The organism is Amycolatopsis sp. NPDC034160 (assembly GCF_055575355.1).
Map to the genome: position 1 here is coordinate 282,511 of NZ_JBVISU010000002.1, position 15,904 is coordinate 298,414.

The 15,904-nt window shown below is 67.5% G+C and carries 17 protein-coding genes and 3 tRNA genes; 10 read left to right on the forward strand and 10 right to left on the reverse strand.

Annotated features, from left to right (window positions below; all coding sequences use genetic code 11):
• The first annotated feature begins 112 nt into the window (after positions 1 to 112).
• Positions 113 to 194 (forward strand) — tRNA-Tyr (locus tag ACZ54P_RS06200).
• Between the two features lie 84 nt (positions 195 to 278).
• Here the strand turns inward: ACZ54P_RS06200 and ACZ54P_RS06205 are convergent.
• Both ACZ54P_RS06205 and ACZ54P_RS06210 read right to left on the reverse strand, forming a co-directional pair.
• Positions 279 to 695 (reverse strand): PPOX class F420-dependent oxidoreductase, encoded by a 417-nt coding sequence (locus ACZ54P_RS06205; protein ID WP_465460481.1) that lies wholly within the window; start codon positions 693 to 695, stop codon positions 279 to 281.
• A 119-nt stretch (positions 696 to 814) separates the two neighbouring features.
• The gene (locus ACZ54P_RS06210; protein ID WP_465460482.1) at positions 815 to 1,453 is read right to left on the reverse strand and encodes a TetR/AcrR family transcriptional regulator; all 639 of its coding nucleotides are present in this window, start codon (positions 1,451 to 1,453) and stop codon (positions 815 to 817) included.
• Between the two features lie 99 nt (positions 1,454 to 1,552).
• On the opposite strand from ACZ54P_RS06210, the gene ACZ54P_RS06215 reads away from it, so the two are divergent.
• Complete coding sequence (locus ACZ54P_RS06215) at positions 1,553 to 1,696, forward strand: hypothetical protein (protein WP_465460483.1); 144 nt, start codon at positions 1,553 to 1,555, stop codon at positions 1,694 to 1,696.
• A 47-nt stretch (positions 1,697 to 1,743) separates the two neighbouring features.
• Entirely contained in the window at positions 1,744 to 2,124 is a 381-nt protein-coding gene (locus ACZ54P_RS06220; RefSeq protein WP_465460484.1) for a VOC family protein, read from the forward strand.
• Between the two features lie 58 nt (positions 2,125 to 2,182).
• On the opposite strand, the gene ACZ54P_RS06225 is transcribed toward ACZ54P_RS06220, so the two are convergent.
• From ACZ54P_RS06225 to ACZ54P_RS06240, 4 genes are read right to left on the reverse strand one after another with little or no spacing between them, the layout of a single operon-like run.
• A complete protein-coding gene (locus tag ACZ54P_RS06225; protein WP_465460485.1) occupies positions 2,183 to 2,572 on the reverse strand; it encodes a VOC family protein in 390 nt (129 codons plus the stop codon).
• Positions 2,569 to 2,859 (reverse strand): ArsR/SmtB family transcription factor, encoded by a 291-nt coding sequence (locus ACZ54P_RS06230; protein ID WP_465460486.1) that lies wholly within the window; start codon positions 2,857 to 2,859, stop codon positions 2,569 to 2,571. The genes ACZ54P_RS06225 and ACZ54P_RS06230 overlap by 4 nt, the downstream gene beginning before the upstream one ends.
• Before the next feature lie 43 nt (positions 2,860 to 2,902).
• On the reverse strand, positions 2,903 to 3,547 hold the full coding sequence (locus tag ACZ54P_RS06235; protein WP_465460487.1) for a response regulator: 645 nt from the start codon (positions 3,545 to 3,547) through the stop codon (positions 2,903 to 2,905).
• Positions 3,538 to 4,689, reverse strand: coding sequence for a sensor histidine kinase (locus tag ACZ54P_RS06240; protein ID WP_465460488.1), 1,152 nt, complete (start codon positions 4,687 to 4,689; stop codon positions 3,538 to 3,540). The genes ACZ54P_RS06235 and ACZ54P_RS06240 overlap by 10 nt, the downstream gene beginning before the upstream one ends.
• A 135-nt stretch (positions 4,690 to 4,824) precedes the next feature.
• Between ACZ54P_RS06240 and ACZ54P_RS06245 the strand changes: the two genes are divergently transcribed.
• Positions 4,825 to 5,475: a DedA family protein gene (locus tag ACZ54P_RS06245; protein WP_465460489.1), complete on the forward strand. Its 651-nt coding sequence runs from the start codon at positions 4,825 to 4,827 to the stop codon at positions 5,473 to 5,475.
• Between the two features lie 63 nt (positions 5,476 to 5,538).
• Here ACZ54P_RS06245 and ACZ54P_RS06250 read toward each other — a convergent pair whose 3' ends face one another.
• From ACZ54P_RS06250 to ACZ54P_RS06265, 4 genes are all read right to left on the reverse strand, one after another.
• Positions 5,539 to 6,699 carry an alkaline phosphatase PhoX gene (locus tag ACZ54P_RS06250; protein ID WP_465460490.1) on the reverse strand — a complete coding sequence of 387 codons (1,161 nt, stop codon included), beginning with the start codon at positions 6,697 to 6,699 and terminating at the stop codon, positions 5,539 to 5,541.
• A 184-nt stretch (positions 6,700 to 6,883) separates the two neighbouring features.
• Positions 6,884 to 9,286 (reverse strand): endopeptidase La, encoded by a 2,403-nt coding sequence (lon, locus tag ACZ54P_RS06255; RefSeq protein ID WP_465460491.1) that lies wholly within the window; start codon positions 9,284 to 9,286, stop codon positions 6,884 to 6,886.
• Positions 9,287 to 9,615: 329 nt separating this feature from the next.
• Positions 9,616 to 10,479 carry an SAM-dependent methyltransferase gene (locus tag ACZ54P_RS06260; protein ID WP_465460492.1) on the reverse strand — a complete coding sequence of 288 codons (864 nt, stop codon included), beginning with the start codon at positions 10,477 to 10,479 and terminating at the stop codon, positions 9,616 to 9,618.
• Positions 10,480 to 10,517: 38 nt separating this feature from the next.
• Positions 10,518 to 11,456 carry a GNAT family N-acetyltransferase gene (locus tag ACZ54P_RS06265; protein WP_465460493.1) on the reverse strand — a complete coding sequence of 313 codons (939 nt, stop codon included), beginning with the start codon at positions 11,454 to 11,456 and terminating at the stop codon, positions 10,518 to 10,520.
• A 280-nt stretch (positions 11,457 to 11,736) separates the two neighbouring features.
• On the opposite strand from ACZ54P_RS06265, the gene ACZ54P_RS06270 reads away from it, so the two are divergent.
• The 6 genes from ACZ54P_RS06270 (at position 11,737) to ACZ54P_RS06295 (ending at position 15,778) form a co-directional block, all read left to right on the forward strand.
• Entirely contained in the window at positions 11,737 to 14,352 is a 2,616-nt protein-coding gene (locus ACZ54P_RS06270; protein ID WP_465460494.1) for a putative bifunctional diguanylate cyclase/phosphodiesterase, read from the forward strand.
• Between the two features lie 80 nt (positions 14,353 to 14,432).
• Positions 14,433 to 14,505: transfer RNA gene (locus ACZ54P_RS06275), tRNA-Thr, on the forward strand.
• 50 nt (positions 14,506 to 14,555) lie between these two features.
• Positions 14,556 to 14,628: transfer RNA gene (locus ACZ54P_RS06280), tRNA-Met, on the forward strand.
• 45 nt (positions 14,629 to 14,673) lie between these two features.
• Positions 14,674 to 14,838, forward strand: coding sequence for a 50S ribosomal protein L33 (gene rpmG, locus ACZ54P_RS06285; RefSeq protein ID WP_005152047.1), 165 nt, complete (start codon positions 14,674 to 14,676; stop codon positions 14,836 to 14,838).
• Positions 14,839 to 14,927: 89 nt separating this feature from the next.
• Positions 14,928 to 15,377, forward strand: coding sequence for a MaoC family dehydratase N-terminal domain-containing protein (locus ACZ54P_RS06290; RefSeq protein WP_465460495.1), 450 nt, complete (start codon positions 14,928 to 14,930; stop codon positions 15,375 to 15,377).
• Positions 15,374 to 15,778, forward strand: a complete 405-nt coding sequence (locus ACZ54P_RS06295) for a MaoC family dehydratase (protein WP_465460496.1) — start codon at positions 15,374 to 15,376, stop codon at positions 15,776 to 15,778. The genes ACZ54P_RS06290 and ACZ54P_RS06295 overlap by 4 nt, the downstream gene beginning before the upstream one ends.
• Positions 15,779 to 15,904 lie beyond the last annotated feature (126 nt).

A 15,904-nucleotide genomic window follows, 5' to 3' on the forward strand; every position in this document is an offset into this window, starting at 1 on the left:
CACACCTCGTACTCGCTTGTCAGGAGCTTCCACCCTAGCCCTGCGGAACCCGGTTGACCGGCCCGCCACGGCATTGGGTATTCTTTCGTCTCGGCCGGGCTCGCCCGGCCACGGCGAGTTGCCCGAGCGGCCAAAGGGATCTGACTGTAAATCAGACGGCACAGCCTTCGGGGGTTCGAATCCCTCACTCGCCACCCAGAGCGGCCCCGTGACCAGGTCACGGGGCCGCTCTTGTTCGCCTTCTCCCTGAGTTCCGGAGCCGCGCGAGACATGCTCCTCTACGTGTCGCCGTGAACCGCCCGCCTCGATTCGTACCAGGTCTCGCCCGCCGGTTCGCCCGCCATGTTCCAGCTCCACGACACCGTCGGCGTGACGCGCGCGTAGATCCCCGGCCCGACGGCTCCCACCCGCTCGATCGGGTCGGCGGCCTCGCCGTAGACCCGGACGCCACGCGCGATGAACGGGTCGAACGAGACCACATCGTCGATGACCAGGGCGACCTTGCGTCGTCCCGCCTGGATGTTGCGGAACTTCCGGGTCTTCCGCACCGATTCGCCGACTCCGCCCACCCAGAAGTACGTCCCGTCGTACTCGAACGACAGCGGGACGACATCCGGCTGCTCGCCGTCGAGCGTCGCGAAACGGGCCAGCGGTTGTGAACGGAGGTACGCGATCTCTTCTTCGGTGAAGGACACGATGGTTTCCTCTCTGCGGACTCTCGTCACCTACACGAACGCCGGTCTCTGAAATCGACATCGGGAAGAAGCCGCCGCGACCGCCACACCATGGAGGGCAGCCGCGCCTCGGTGAGCCGCTACTCGCGGACCGCGTAGTCACCGAAAGCGGGTTCAAGTAGCTCGAAAGCCCGCTTCGTCGCCTTCGTCAGCGCCTTGGCGATGTCGTCGTTGTTCTCGCCGGCGTGCGATCGCCGCAGGACCTCGCGGAAGAGGACGCGGTCGATCGCGTTGAGTTCGGCGGCCGCCATGACCGGGGTGACGTCGTCCGCCTCCGCGCCGGTTTCGGCCGCGAGGAGGTCGGCGAGCGCGGCCTCTCGCAGTTCGTGCAGCTCACGCAGCCGCGCGGTCAGGGTCGGGCTCTCCAGCACCATCTTCGCGAAGGCAGGCCCGGTGAAGCCGATCACGGGCGAGTGTTCCGCCACCGCGTCCAGGAAGGTGCGCCGTAGCGCGGCCAGCGCCGACTCACCCGTCTTTCTGGAGCCGACCGCGTTCGCCAGCCCGTTCGTGAACTCTTCGTGCTGGTCGAGCGCCAGGTCCTCTTTGCGTGGGAAGTAGTTGGTGACGGTCTTCTTCGCGACCCTCGCCGCCGCGGCGATCTCGGCGATCGTCGTCTCTTCGAAGCCCTTCTCGATGAAGAGCATCGTCGCGTGGTCTGAGATCAGTTGCCGCGTCTCCTGCTTTTTGAGCTCTCGCAAACCCACATCCTTGCTGGTCATGAGCGAACTTTACCACCGTCGTAAAAATATCCTTGACTTATTGTAGGTCGGATGTAAACTTACGTCCGTACTACCGACCAGAGAGACGGAAGAGGCTCCTTGACTGCTCGAATCCCCCAAGGCAACGAAGGCATCAACCGCGCCCAGGTCCGCCGGAGCGACCGCCGCCAGCAGCAGCCGTTCCCCGGCCGCTCGGCGCCGGTTCGCCGCTCGATCGGCGTTCCGCGGCGCAGGTCGTACTGACCGCCCAGCCAGTCCGAAAATCCACCGCTGACCGAAGGGGATAGCCCATGAACGTCCTGACCTCCACCATTTCGCTGACCGTCGACGACGTCGCCGCCTCCAGCCGCTTCTTCACCGAGCACTTCGGCTTCACCGAGCAGATGGCCGCGGAGGGTTTCGTTTCCCTCGGGCACGAGACCGCGAAGGTGAACATCGTCCTGCTCCAGGTGGGGATCGAGGTACTGCCGGAGAACCTGCGGCAGCAGCGCGCGTCCGGCGTGATCGTGGCCTTCACGGTCGAGAACCTCGAAGCCGAGGAGAAGCGCCTGCGCGGCGAAGGTGTCGAGATCACCTTGCCGCTTCGGGAGGAGCCATGGGGCGAACGCCTCTTCATGGTCACCGACCCGAACGGGGTGCCCGTGGAACTCGTGGAGTGGGTTCAGCAGTAAGGAAACAGCGAAGCGGGGCTTGGTCCACAGTGGACCAAGCCCCGCTTTTTCGGTGCCGCTACTTCATCGTGGCGAGCTGGATCAGGTTGCCGCAGGTGTCGTCGAAGACGGCGGTGACGACCGGCCCCATGTCGACGGCGTCCTGGGTGAAGACGACGCCCAGTCCCTTGAGTCGCTCGACCTCGGCGAAGACGTCGTCGACGGCGAACTGGGTGAACGGGATGCCGTCGCTGACCAGGGCTTCCTTGAACGGCTTCGCCGCGGGGTGACCGTCCGGTTCCAGCAGCAGTTCGACTCCGTCGGGGTCGGCGGGGGAGACCACGGTGAGCCAGCGGGCATCGCCGGTGGGTACGTCGTGTTTCTTCTGGAACCCCAGTTTCTCGGTGTAGAAGGCGAGGGCCTTGGCCTGGTCGTCGACGAAGACGCTGGTGAGGTTGACGCGGATCACGGGTTCGGTTCCTTCCGGTCGAGGGGCCACCGCTCGACGATCGAGCGCAGCGGGCTCGTGTCGAGGTGGTGGAACTTGTAGCGGCCCTGTCGCCGGGTGCGCACCAGGCCTGCTTGTTCGAGCATCGCGAGATGCTGTGAGATGGCCTGCCGCGAAGAGGTCAGGCCGTGCTTCATGGTCAGCCTGCCGCAGATCTCGAACAGGGTCTGACCGTCCTTTTCGGTCAGCTCGTCCAGGATGACGCGCCGGGTCGCGTCGCCGATCGCCTTGAACAGGTCGCCGTCCACGAGTCAGTTATAGGCAAGTCGCCGCTTGCCTGTCAAGCCGGGATCAGGAGCCGAGGTAGCGCAGGATCGCGAGGACGCGGCGGCTGTAGCCGGCGGTGTTGGCCAGTCCGAGCTTGTCGAAGATGGCGTTCACGTGCTTCTCGACGGCGCTTTGCGACACGTACAGCGACTCGGCGATCCCGGCGTTGGTGTGGCCCTGCGCCATTTTCTCCAGCACTTCACGCTCGCGGGCGGTCAGCTTCGCGAGCGGATCGGTGTGCGTGGTCCTGGCGAGCAGCCGCCGTACCACCTCCGGATCGAACGCGGCACCACCCGCCGCGACCCTGTCTAGCGCGTCCAGGAATTCGCCTACCTGGGCGACCCGGTCCTTCAGGAGGTAGCCGACGCGTTCGCCGTCACCCGTGATCAGTTCGGCCGCGTACCGCTTCTCGACGTACTGAGAGAGCACCAGGACGCCGATCTCCGGCCAGCGTTTCCGGATCTCGAGTGCGGCGCGAAGGCCCTCGTCGGTGTGGGTCGGCGGCATGCGGACGTCGGTGACGATCACGTCCGGCCGATACGCGGCCGTCGTCGAGACGAGCGCTTCGCCGTCTCCGACCGACGCCACGACGTCGTGCCCTTCTTCGACCAGCAGCCGGACCAGGCCTTCCCGGAGCAAGGTCGAGTCCTCGGCGAGGATCACCCGCACGGCAGCACCGCCGTCACCACGGTCGGACCGCCGAGCGGACTGTCCACAGTGAACTCCCCGTCCGCCGCCGCGACGCGCCGTGCGAGACCGGAAAGACCGCCACCGGACTCCCTCGCCCCACCCGTGCCGTCGTCGGTGATCCGCACCCGCACGCTGTCCCCGTCCCGTTCGGCCTCGATGTCGATCCGCGTCGCCGCGGCGTGTTTGATCGTATTGGTGACCGCCTCGGACGCGACGAAGTAGACGACGGTCTCGATCGCCGCCGATGGCCGTTCCGGCAGGTCGACGCGCAGGTGGACCGGTATGCCCGAGCGTTCCGCGAGTGCCTCCAAAGCCGGGTGCAGCCCGTCGGAGTCCAACGCGATCGGATACACCCGCCACGAAACCTCGCGCAGGTCGTTCAGCGCGCGCTGGGATTCCTCGTGCGCCTGCCGGAGCAGATCCGACGCGTGGTCCGGATCGCCGGTGCGCCGCGCCCTGCCGAGCAGCATGCCGAGCGCGACGAGCCGCTGCTGGACGCCGTCGTGCAGGTCTCGTTCGATCCGCCGTCGTTCGTCGTTGACCGCTTCGACGACCTCGGCGCGACTGGTGGCCAGCTCGGAAACCCGGCGGCGCAACTGTTCCTGTTTGCTGGGGCCGAGGAAGTGCCGCGCCAGCTTGCGATCCAAGGTGGCGATGCCGATGAGCCCCTGTACGGAAAGGAAAATGAGCAGCGCGCCGAAGAGCGCGGTGGTGATGAAGTCGTACCAGTCCGCGGGGGCCCCGCCGCCGGGCGACTGGCCGTTCAGGAGCTGGTAGCCGACGATGGCGCCGGATACGGCGCCGAACAGGATCAGGAGGAAGATCCCGGCACCCAGCAGGCCGACGACGCTGCGCGGGACAAGGTAGGTCATCGCACGGCGGCCGGTGTAATCCGTCGCGTTCTCGGCGCCGAGGTACTTCTCCAGCCGCCGTCGCTCCACTTCGGACAGTGCGCGGGCGCCGGCGAAGACGTGCCCTCGCAGCGCGGGGATCGCGAGCGCGATCCCGCCGAAGAGGACGTAGCAGAACTCCGCGAACGCGGTGGCGGCGCCGATCGCCAGGCCAAGCGTGCCGCGGAGCAGCTCGCGCAGGTGGCGGCGCAGAGCGGCCGGAACGGGCATAACGCCAGGTTAGCCGGGTATCCGAAGAAGGGTATTGCGGTTTTCCTCAGTGATCTGTGCCGCTTCACCTCAGGGTGCGGAACCCGGGCGATTCGTACGTTCGTTGGCATCTGCAGACGACCATGAAAGGCCGCCATGAACCTCCTCCTCGCCGAAACCGCCAACGAATCGATGGGCGGCCTGGCCGGCTGGGCAGTCTCACTGATGGACTCACTCGGTGGCCCGGGGGCGGCGATCATCGTCGGGCTGGACAACCTGTTCCCGCCGATCCCCAGCGAGCTGGTGCTGCCGCTCGCCGGGTTCTCCGCCAGCCGGGGGACGTTCACCCTGGTCGAAGCGCTGGTGTGGACGACCTTCGGCTCGGTGGCCGGTGCGATCATCGTCTACTACCTCGGGATGCTGCTGGGCCGCGACCGCACGCGCCGCTGGATGGCGAAGATCCCGCTGGTCAAGACCTCCGACTTCGACAAGACCGAGGCCTGGTTCCAAAAGCACGGCGCCAAGGCCGTGTTCTTCGGCCGGATGGTGCCGATCTTCCGCAGTCTCATCTCCCTGCCCGCCGGGATCGAGCGGATGTCGTTTTGGCGGTTCCTGGCGCTGACCACGCTGGGCAGCCTGATCTGGAACACGGCGTTCGTCCTGGCGGGCTACGGCCTGGGGGAGAGCTGGCACATCGTCGAGAAGTACGCCGGGTTCTTCCAGTACTTCGTGATCGCGGCCGTCGTGGTCGCGCTGGTGCTCTTCGTCGTCAACCGCCTGCGGGAAAAGTCCCGCACCAACGCCTGACGAACGCGCGTGAAGGCCTCCTTCCCTCGGCTGAGCAGAGGGAAGGAGGCCTTCACGCGGGGCTCAGGAGCGGAAGGGGCCGGTCACCTCGTAGGTGATCCCGCCGGAAGACGAGCCGGAAGTGCCGCGCTGTGAAGAGAAGTACAGCCGATTCCCCGCCGGGCTGAACGCCGGACCGCAGATCTCCGACGAGCTCTGGCCGTTGATCCGCAGGAACGGCGCCACGATGTCGTTCGGCGTGATGATGCAGATCTCCATGTTGCCGCCGTCTTCGGCGACGTACAGGTCACCCGACGAGGTCCCGGTGACGTTGTCGACGCCGGTCAGCGGCGCCGAACCGGGGCTGACCAGCGAATCGTCGTAGGCGAGTTCGTAGGTGTTGTTCGTCAGGTTGAGCTGCCAGACGCGGTTGTCGCCCTTGGTGGTGAACCAGGCGGTGTCGTTGGCGTAGTGCAGGCCTTCGCCGCCGCTGAACCGCTTCGCGCCGGACACCTGGTTGCGCGTGGGGGTGGGGGAGCCGTCGGGGTCGGGCACGTTCGCCCAGGTGAAGCTGCCCGAGGTGGCCGTACCCGCTTTGAGTACCTGAAGCGTTCCGGCGGAGAGGTTGCCCCAGGTCGTTGGGACGAAGCGATAGAAGCAGCCGTCCGAGACATCCTCGGTGAGGTAGACGACCTTGCGCACCGGGTCGGCCGCGGCCGCCTCGTGCTTGAACTTCCCCATCGCGGGCCGCTGGACCGCGGCCGTGGCCGGTCCGTTCGGCTGACACTCGTAGACGAAGCCGAGGTCGACCTCCTCACAGGAAAGCCAAGTGTTCCAAGGGGTTTTACCGCCCGCGCAGTTCTGCCGCGTATTCGCCAGGATGCGGTGGGCGCCGGTGATGTTCCCGCTCGCGTCGAATTTGACCGCGCTGGCGCCGCCACCCGGGGTGATCTCCGAGTTCGACACGTAGATCCAGCCGCTGCCGTCGGCGAACACCGCACCACCGTCGGGGGCGTTGTGCCAGGTGTACCCGGTGCTCGCGACCTTCTGGCCGGAGCGCGCGATGACGCGGCTGGTGAATCCGGCGGGCAGCTGGATCCCGTTCGCGTCGGCCGCCTGAAGCGCGCCGTACGGGCTGGGTCCGTTCTGCGCGGGCGCTGCCAAAGCCGTCCCCGAGAGCCTGTTGCCGAACGCCGTGACCCCGGCGCCGACCACGGCCGCGCGCAGGAAATTCCGTCGCTTCACTCGTGCCTCCAAGACATCCGCTGATGTGGTGGTGCGGTAAGGAGCGGAGGGGAGGTTACGGGCGTAACGGGACTTTCAGGTGAACTCGCAACGTATTCGCCGGTGGAAGGGAACTTTCGTAGGGATCACGTTCAGCCGAAAGCCCCGGATCCTGCGCGGATCCGGGGCTTCGGACTTCGTGCCGTTACGCCGCCTGAGCGACCGGCGTCGACGCCGGGGTCAGCGCGATGTCCAGCACGTCACGGACGTTCGCCACGGCGTGGACGTCCAGCTGGGCCAGCACCTCGGCCGGGACGTCGTCGAGATCCGGCTCGTTGCGCTGCGGGATGATCACCGTCTTCATCCCCGCCCGGTGCGCGGCCAGCAGCTTCTGCTTGACCCCGCCGATCGGCAGCACCCGCCCGGTCAGCGACACCTCACCGGTCATCGCGACATCCGACTTCACGACCCGGCCCGAAAGCAGCGACGCCAACGCGGTCGTCATCGTGATCCCGGCGCTCGGCCCGTCCTTGGGCACCGCGCCCGCGGGGACGTGCACGTGGATGCCGCGCTCCTTCAGGTCACCGACCGGCAGTTCCAGCTCGGCGCCGTGCGAACGCAGGTACGACAGCGCGATCTGTACGGACTCCTTCATCACTTCGCCCAGCTGGCCGGTCAGTTGCAGCCCGGTCGCGCCGGACTCCGGATCCGCCAGCGACGCCTCGATGTAGAGGACGTCACCACCGGCGCCGGTCACCGCGAGGCCGGTCGCCACGCCGGGGGTCGACGTGCGCTGGGTCGACGCGGGCAGCGAAGACTCCGGCAGGTGCCGCGGGCGGCCGAGGTAAGTCTCGAGCCCGTCGGCGTCGATGGTCAACGGCAGCTCGACCTCGTCCAGCGCCACCTTGGTCGCCACCTTCCGCAGCACCTTCGCGATGGTCCGGTTCGCGTTGCGCACCCCGGCTTCTCGCGTGTACTCGGCGGCGATGCGGCTGAAGGCGTCGTCGGTCAGCTTGACGTCTTCCTTGCCGAGGCCGGCGCGGTCCAGCTCGCGGGGGAGCAGGTGGTCGCGGGCGATGGTGACCTTCTCGTGCTCGGTGTAGCCGTCGAGGGTGACCAGCTCCATCCGGTCCAGCAGCGGACCGGGGATGGTTTCGAGCGCGTTCGCCGTGGCGAGGAACACGACGTCGGACAGGTCGAGTTCGACCTCCAGGTAGTGGTCGCGGAACGTGTGGTTCTGTTCCGGGTCCAGCACCTCCAGCAGCGCCGCCGTCGGGTCGCCGCGGTAGTCGGCGCCGACCTTGTCGATCTCGTCGAGCAGCACGACCGGGTTCATCGAACCCGCTTCCTTGATGGCGCGGACGATCCGGCCGGGCAGCGCGCCGACGTAGGTGCGGCGGTGCCCGCGGATCTCGGCCTCGTCGCGGATGCCGCCGAGCGCGACCCGGACGAACTTACGGCCCATCGCCTTCGCCACGGACTCGCCGAGCGAGGTCTTGCCGACCCCGGGAGGACCGGCGAGCGCGAGCACGGCACCCGAACGGCGTCCGCCGACCGGCCCGAGACCGGACTCCGCGCGACGCTTGCGCACGGCCAGGTACTCGATGATGCGTTCCTTCACGTCGTCGAGACCGGCGTGATCGGCGTCGAGGATGTCGCGCGCGGCGGCGATGTCGTGGACGTCGGTGGTGCGCTCGTTCCACGGCAGTTCGAGGACGGTGTCCAGCCATGTGCGGATCCAGCCGCCCTCGGGGGACTGCTCCGACGTCCGCTCCAGTTTGTCCACTTCGGACAGTGCGGCTTTCTTGACCGCGTCCGGCAGTTCGGCGGCTTCGACGCGGGCGCGGTAGTCGTCGTCGTTGGCGGTGCCGTCGAGTTCGCCCAGCTCTTTGCGGATCGCTTCGAGCTGACGGCGCAGCAGGAACTCCTTCTGCTGCTTCTCCATGCCCTCCTGGACGTCCTTGCGGATGGTGTCGGTGACCTCGAGTTCGGCCAACTGCTCGCGGCTCCATTCGAGGGCCTTTTCGAGCCGTGTCGAAACATCGAGCGTGGAGAGCAGTTCGAGCTTCTGGTCGGTGTTCAGGTACGAAGAGTTGCCCGCGAGGTCGGCGAGCGCGGACGGGTCCTCGACCTCCTGGACGGCGTCGATCATCTGCCAGCCGCCGCGCTGCTGGAGGATCGCGAGGACGACGCTCTTGTACTCGGACGCGAGCTTCGCGGAGTTGTCGTCGGTGGTCTCGGCGGCGACTTCGGCGTGGACCCAGCGGGCGGCGCCGGGACCGTCGGCGATGCGGCCGACGGTGGCGCGGCGGGTGCCGCGCAGCAGCACCGCGGTCTTGCCGCCGGGCACGCGGCCGATGCGCTCGACGGTCGCGATGGTGCCGAGTCCGGCGTACTCGCCGTGGACGCGGGGGACGATCAGCACCTCGGCCTTGGCGGCGGCGCTGGAGCGGATCCCCGGGAAGGAAGCCTGGGCAGGCGTGTTGGCCTGGGCGGACTCCACCGCGGCCCGCGTCTCCGTGTCGGTGAGGTCGAGCGGGACGATCATGCCCGGCAGCACGACGTCGTCATCGAGCGGGAGGACGGGCAGGAGGCGGTTGTCGGTCATCTGTGCACTCCTCGGTTAGTTGAGTCTGCCTAGCTCAACTCTCCGATCGACCCGTTTGTTTCCTCCTCACGTTCGCCGTCAGCGATCACCCACCCCTCGGACCTCTGCGCCCCAACGCGTCACGGTTAGCCTGCTAAAGGCGACGCGACGGGGTCAGAGGTCCGACCTCTTCTTGTGCGCCGCGTCCAGCAGCCCGCCTCGGGGCCGGGACGCGGGATTCGGCCCCCTCCGCCTCCCGGCCGCCGCACTGCTGGCCGCAACTCACCCACCCCTCGGACCTCTGCGCCCCAATGCGTCACGGTTAGCCCGCTAAAGGCGACGCGACGGGGTCAGAGGTCGGACGTAAGCGGGTGGGTGGCGACCCCGCACCAAGCGAACGGCCGGGCACCTTCCTCGTCCCGCCGCAGCTCCCGCACCGGCCGCCAGTCGGGCAGGTGCACGATGCCAGGCTCCAGCAGCGGCCAGTCCCCGAAGAGCGGCTTGATCTCTTCGCGGTCCCGCATCCATACGGGGTTGCTCGTCTTGCGGTACTGCTCCACCATCCATCGCAGGCCGTCGGCGTCCTCGCCGGTCTGGCCCCCGAAGCTCATGTGGGACAGCCCCAGCCAGCTGCCCGGCGCCAGCGCGTTCCGGTAGGTCGCGACCAGCGCGGGCGGATCGTCGTGCGGCCCGGCGAAATGCAGTACGGCCATCATCATCACGCACACCGGCTGGTCGAAATCGATCAGCCGCCGCGTCTCCGGATGCCCCAGTACGTCCTTCGGCCGCCGCATGTCCGCGTGGACGATTCCGGCCCAGTCCGTCGCCTCGTGTCGTTCGAGGATCAATTCCGCGTGCGCCACCGCCACCGGCTCGTAGTCGACGTACACGACCTTCGCCGTATCGTCCGGTTCCAGTTCCTCCTGGACGATCTCGTGCACGTTCCCGGCGGTCGGGACACCGGACCCCAGATCGATGAACTGCCGGATCCCCGCGTTCAGCGCGGCGCGCACGACCCGATTCATGAACTCGCGGTTGTGCCGCGCCCCCGGTTTGACCCACCGCCACTGCCGTTCCAGCGCGCGGGCGAACTCACGGTCGACCGCCCAGTTGTGGGTGCCGCCGAGGAACCAGTCGTAGATCCTCGCCGCGGACGGCTTTTCGGTGTCGACCCCGGTCGGCGCCACCGGCGCCACGTCGTCATCGCTGCTCATGACCAACCCCCTGATCCTCGAAGATCAGCGTATCTGGATCAGTACACGGCGGGCCGACGCTGCCAGTAGGTCCAGAGCGGCCGATAGCCCTGTGCGTACCAGAACGGCGTCGAGCGCGGATTGGCCAGCGCGTGGTGCAGCAGCACCGCTTCGGTCCCGCATTCGTCGAACACCTGGTGCGCGTGCGCGGCGAGCGCGGACCCCACCCCGCTCGATCGCGCCGGCTCGGCCACCGCCAGCGACGACAGATAGCCGACCCGGTCCGCCGCGACCCGGTCGCCGATCCACGAAGTCTCGTCGGGGAACTGCACCCGCACCATGCCCAGCGGACGCCCGTACAGCTCCGCGATCCACAACGTCGGGTTTTCCCGGCCCAGCTGTTTCGACAGATCCGCTGTGATCGCTTCCTTCGCGCCTTCGCGCAAAGTGACAGAGCCGAACTGCGCGTCATATCGCTGCAATTCCAGCTCGAGACCGACCGCGGTTTCGAGATCATCCGCTTCGGCGGGCCGGATGTGCACCCCAGGCGTCGTGGGCGGGCCGGTCACGGCGAGCCGGTCGGCCGGGCGGACCGCGATCACCAGCACCGGAGCGAATCCGCGGCGCAGCAATTCGGCCGAGCCGGGCGAATCGCGGCTCGGCCGCACCACGATCGCCGCCGTTTCGACATCTCCAGGTGGGGCGACCGCCTTCAGATGTTCATCCCATCGGGTGAGTAATGCGTCAAGGGCCGCTTCCGGGCGGGGTCCGGTGAGCCGGGCTTCGAGGCGATGTTCCACGAGGGCCCGCCACGGAGAGTCAACAGAATCAGGGCCCGCTTCGGTGCGTACCGACAATCCGGCGGCGGCCGAGTCGCCGGCTGTCGCGGAGAGTGACACGGAACCCTCGACAGGCTCCAGTGCAGGCATTTCCGGGAGCAGGGCGTCCACTGTGGCGAGCCGCTCGGCATGTCCGGCGGCGATCGCGTGGCTATTCATACGACTATTCAAGCCCCTACTGACGGGTCCGCGGGGAACTTCACGAGATTGGCCCCGTCGCGGTGCCAGGTGACTTCCGGTAGTCGGAAGGAACGCGAATAACGCTCCCATTTCACCCCTTGGTCCACGCAGGTCAGCGCGACGAGCCCATTGTTAACCCTGGGGTGATCTCATACTGTCTCGAATGGGACTTGGGTACGCCCTCCGGGGTACTGTATTGCCCTCATCCCCGAGGTCGCGGTAGGACAAGACCGGTTGGGCAGCCGGGAAGGAAGGTCGGATGCCGGACACGAACGGCAGCCCCGGGAGCACCGCACAGGCGGCACCGGGCAAGGGAGGGGCCGTTACGGAGGCTCGAACCGACGAGCGTCGATTCCGCGTCTACACCTTCGCCGTACTCACCATGGGCATCGCCGCCGCGGCCGCGGTCAGCCTGTGGCTGGACTTCGAGGCCTCCGACGATCTGTTGTGGATCGGGCCGATCCTCGCGCTCGCCTTCCTGCTCGCCGAACAACTCGGGATCAACGTCGACGTCCGCAGCGGCATCTCGTGGACGATCTCGTTCACCGAGATCCCGCTGGTCATCGGATTCTTCGTCGCGCCATTCGAAGTCGTCCTCGCCGCGCATCTCGCGGCGGGCATCGGAACCCTGCTGGCCCGCAAGGTCGCGGGCCGCGTCCTCTACAACGCCGGCGCCTTCCTGCTGGAGATCACCGGCGCGTTCGCCGTGGCAGGACTGGTGAAACAGGCCTCCGGCGCGCACGACATGACCTGGATCGCCGCGCTGGCAGGCACTTTGACCGCACCACTGGTCAGCACGCTGCTGGCGCTCGCCGCCGTCCGCGTGCTGCGCCGCCGCATGCGGGTCAGCACCGCGATCCGGCTGACCGGCCGCATCCTCGTCGTCGGGTTCGTCAACGCGTCGGTCGGTCTTTCCGGTTATTTGGTCATTTCCGGTACCCCGAAGGCCTGGCCGCTGGTGCTGGCGGTCTTCCTCGGGCTCACCGCGTTGTACTGGGCGTACTCCGATCTGCTTCGCGAACAGCGGGACATGGAAGCGCTATCCGATGTCAGCCTGATGGTCGCGCGTTCCGGTCAGCAGGCCGCCGCGCGTCCCGCCGGGCGGGCCGACGAACTCGTCGGCGGAGTGGACGTCCGTGAGTGGGCGACCATCGCCGAACGCATCAAGGACCAGCTGGCCGCCGGTCGCGTCGTGCTCAGACTGCGTCTGGAACCCAAGGACACCATGCGGATGGTCGTCGCGGGCGACGAACTGCCGCCGGTGGACCCGGCCGCCGACGACCCGCTGCTGCGCCTTCCCGGCGCGCACGTCCGGCATTTCCGGATCACCGAAGCCAATCCCGACGTCCGCTCCGCGTTGCTCGACCGCGGCGCGCAGGAGGCGCTGGTCGTCCCGCTGCGCAGTGCGAACCAGCTCCTCGGTGTCGTCGAAGCGCACGACAGGCTTTCGCGCTGGCGAGGCTTCGGCAAGTACGACGTCCAGTTGCTCGGCACCATGGCCAGCCACCTCGCGACGTCGCTGGACAACCGGCGCCTGCTCGCGACCCTGCGCCACGACGCCTACCACGACCCGCTGACCGGCCTGCTCAACCGGCCGGGTTTCCGCCAGGTCGCCAAGGAACCGTTGCGGGAACAGGTCGACGCGGTCGTGCTGCGGGTCGACCTCGACGTCTTCTCCACCGTCAGCGACGCGCTCGGTTACGTGTGGGCCGACCGGATGGTCATCGCCGCCGGCCGCCGCATCCGCGACGCGCTCGGTCCCGACGTCCCGCTCGCCAGGCTCGAAGGCGCTTCCTTCGCGGCGCTTCTCGTCGGCTGCGCGCCGGGACGCGCCCAGGCCGCCGCGGAACTGCTTCGCGCGGAACTCGTCGCCCCGTATCCGGTGGACCGGCTTTCCGTCGAAGCCAACGCGATGATCGGCTACGCCACCTCGTCCGCGGAGGACGACGACCAGGTCGACGTCGACGGGCTCCTGCAGCGCGCCGACGTCGCCGTCCGCGCGACCAAGGGCGGTGAAGAGGTCCGCGGCTACATGGCCAGCATGGGCCAGATCTTCATGCGCCGGTTCCAGATGGTCACGCAGTTCCGGCAGTCGCTCGAAGAAGGCCAGCTGAGCGTCCACTATCAGCCCAAGATCACCTTGCCGAACCGGCAGATCCAAGGTGTCGAGGCGCTGGTGCGCTGGGTGCACCCGGAGTTCGGGAGACTCGGCCCGGACGAGTTCGTCCCGGCGATCGAAGCCGCGGGCCTCATCGGCGTCCTGACTTCCTTCGTGCTCGAAGAATCGTTGAAGCGCGTGCGGAAGTGGCTGGACGAAGGCCTGCGCATCTCCGCCGCGGTGAACCTGTCGGTGCGGAACCTGGCCGACGAGGACTTCCCGACGAAGGTCGCGCGCGAACTCGACCGCTTCGGCATCCCGCCCGAGCTGCTCACCTTCGAGCTGACCGAATCCGGTGTGATGTCCGACCCGCAGAAGGCGCTGCCGATCCTGCGGGAACTGCACTCGCTGGGCATCGTGCTCGCCGTGGACGACTTCGGCACCGGCTACTCGTCGCTGGCCTACCTGCGGCAGCTCCCGGTCGACCAGGTCAAGATCGACAAGAGTTTCGTCCTCGGCATGGGCACCGACCTCGGCGACCTCGCCGTCGTGCGCTCCATCGTCGAACTGGGCCACTCGCTCGGCCTCACGGTCGTCGCCGAGGGTGTCGAGGAGGACGTGGCGCGGGATCAGCTCGAAGCGATGGGATGTGACGTGGCACAGGGCTACCTCATCTCGCGGCCGCTGCCGGAGGACCGCCTGGAGGCGTGGCTGCAGGCCCGCACGGCGCGCTCGCCCGGCCGCCACTCCGAGACCGTCCTGACCTTGCTGACCTGAGGTTTTGCGGTAACCACCCCCCAGTTCAGGCCCCCTGAACCTGGGTTGGTAATCTTTCCAAGTCCTCGCGAGAGGGCAAGGCCCCTTTAGCTCAGTCGGTAGAGCGTTTCCATGGTAAGGAAAAGGTCTACGGTTCGATTCCGTAAAGGGGCTCGCAACCTCAACCGCGTCACGCAAGCGTGTCGCGGTTAGGGTTATGTAAGGGCGGTGTAGCTCAGCTGGCAGAGCAAGCGGCTCATAATCGCTGTGTCGCCGGTTCAAGTCCGGCCACCGCTACGCGGTAATCCTGGGTATCCCAGGCCTAGTAGAGAAGGAAATGCTGTGGCTGCCACTGACGTGCGACCGAAGATCACGCTCGCGTGTGAGGAGTGCAAGCACCGCAACTACATCACCAAGAAGAACCGGCGCAACAACCCGGATCGCCTGGAGATGAAGAAGTTCTGCCCGAACTGCGGTACGCACCGGACTCACAAAGAGACCCGCTGAGCGTCTGGCGGTTCTCCAAGTCTCACCCGAAGCCGTCCTGGTCACACCAGGGCGGCTTCGGGCATTTCCGGGTTCTGTAGCCTGCTCGGGTGGCCTTGGACCAGTCGTTCACCGGGCGGGTGTACCCGCCGACCAGTACCTATGAAGTGAGTCGCGAGAAGATCCGGGAGTTCGCCGACGCACTCGGCGACGCGAACCCGCTCTACCGCGACACCGAAGCGGCGAAGGCGGCCGGATACCCCGACGTCATCGCGCCGCCGACGTTCCTCACGATCATCAACCTCGCTTCGATCAACGCGATCGTCACCGACCCCGAACTCGGGCTTGACTATTCGCGGATGGTCCACGGTGACCAGCGGTTCACCTACGTGCGGCCGGTGCACGCGGGCGATGTCTTGTCGCTCACCACGCACATCGACCACATCATGGCCCGCGCGGGGAACGACTTCATCAACCTGCGCGCCGAGATCGCCGGTGCCGACGGTGGTCCGATCGCCACCACGCACGCCCAGCTCGTGGTCCGAGGGGAGGGCGCGTGAGCACGTTCACCGCCGGAGAAGAACTGCCGCCACTGACCGTCGACGTCACCAGGGAACAACTGGTCCGGTATGCCGGTGCGTCGCTGGACTTCAACCCGATCCACTGGAACGAGGCCTTCGCGAAGGAGGTCGGCCTGCCGGACGTCATCGCGCACGGCATGCTGACCATGGCGCTCGGCGCGCGGCTCGTCACCGACTGGCTGGGTGACCCGGGCCGTCTCGTCGATTACTTCGCGCGCTTCACGCGGCCCGTGGTCGTGCCGAACGACGGCGCGGCGACGATCGAGTTCACCGGGAAGGTCGCCGTGGTCAACGACGACGGCACCGCGCGTATCGACATCATCGCCAAATTCGACGGCAAGGCGGTTCTGGGCAAGGCCCAAGTGATCGCCCGCGCCTGACCCAAAAACGACAGCAAGGGACCTTTGCTAGCGTCGCTTAGCATGCCTAAGTAAGCGAGAGCAAAGGTCCCTTGCTCTCTTTTCGCAGGTCAGAGGGTTCGCTAGGTCTCGGAGTCGGCTCGCGAA

Bases quoted from the DNA above. Each gene is read 5' to 3' on its own strand.
- ACZ54P_RS06260 (WP_465460492.1), bottom strand. From the start codon at position 10,479: ATGAGCAGCGATGACGACGTGGCGCCGGTGGCGCCGACCGGGGTCGAC.
- ACZ54P_RS06270 (WP_465460494.1), top strand. From the start codon at position 11,737: ATGCCGGACACGAACGGCAGCCCCGGGAGCACCGCACAGGCGGCACCG.
- ACZ54P_RS06240 (WP_465460488.1), bottom strand. From the start codon at position 4,689: ATGCCCGTTCCGGCCGCTCTGCGCCGCCACCTGCGCGAGCTGCTCCGC.
- ACZ54P_RS06210 (WP_465460482.1), bottom strand. From the start codon at position 1,453: ATGACCAGCAAGGATGTGGGTTTGCGAGAGCTCAAAAAGCAGGAGACG.
- lon (WP_465460491.1), bottom strand. From the start codon at position 9,286: ATGACCGACAACCGCCTCCTGCCCGTCCTCCCGCTCGATGACGACGTC.
- ACZ54P_RS06220 (WP_465460484.1), top strand. From the start codon at position 1,744: ATGAACGTCCTGACCTCCACCATTTCGCTGACCGTCGACGACGTCGCC.
- ACZ54P_RS06245 (WP_465460489.1), top strand. From the start codon at position 4,825: ATGAACCTCCTCCTCGCCGAAACCGCCAACGAATCGATGGGCGGCCTG.
- ACZ54P_RS06265 (WP_465460493.1), bottom strand. From the start codon at position 11,456: ATGAATAGCCACGCGATCGCCGCCGGACATGCCGAGCGGCTCGCCACA.